Here is a 698-nt window from a genome sequence, read left to right on the forward strand (position 1 = left end):
AATCTATCAGCCGTCTATTGAAGCCTGCGATGCTTGTGCCGCTGCCTGCGATCGCTGCGCATCCGCCTGCCTCGATGAACCGGGCAGGGTGAACATGGCCAAATGTATTCGCCTCAACGCCGATTGCTCTTCGCTATGCCGCCTCACATCTGCGGCCTTGGCTCGACAAAGCCATTTCGCACCCGAGTTTTGCGAACTCTGCGCACGGATCTGCGACGAGTGCGCCGATGAATGTGCGCGGCACGCCCCCGAGCACTGCGGCACATGCAGCGATGCGTGCCGGAGATGCGCGGAAGCCTGCCGGGCAATCTAGTGTCTTGCTCAGCGTCAGCGCGCCCGCGAGGACGACGGCGAGCGCGTCGCGTATCGGGTCGGAATACTGTCGTACCCGGCTTGAGGATGTCATGGAACCTCGGCTCCAAATGCAGGAAGTCACCATTCCGGTGGAGGACGCCTCCCTGATGGGCACGCTCGCGCTGCCACAGGACGCTCAATGACTGGTTCTGCTCGCGCACGGCAGCGGCAGTTCACGGTTCAGCCCTCGAAACCAGTACGTGGCCACCGAACTCAATCGGGCCAGCATCGGAACGCTGCTGATGGACTTGCTCTCCGAGCAGGAAGACACCGGTCGCGCTGCCCGCTTCGACATCGAACTGCTGGCAGTGCGTCTCGCGCAAGCAACGGCCTGGATCGCGGCG

Annotated in this window: 1 protein-coding gene; it reads left to right on the forward strand. The window is 63.0% G+C overall.

Annotated elements, in window-relative coordinates; translation table 11 throughout:
• The first annotated feature begins 16 nt into the window (after window positions 1–16).
• Window positions 17–313 (forward strand): four-helix bundle copper-binding protein, encoded by a 297-nt coding sequence (locus F6X42_RS42995; protein WP_512699663.1) that lies wholly within the window; start codon window positions 17–19, stop codon window positions 311–313.
• Window positions 314–698 lie beyond the last annotated feature (385 nt).

The organism is Paraburkholderia podalyriae, assembly GCF_014397785.1.
GTDB lineage: Bacteria > Pseudomonadota > Gammaproteobacteria > Burkholderiales > Burkholderiaceae > Paraburkholderia > Paraburkholderia podalyriae.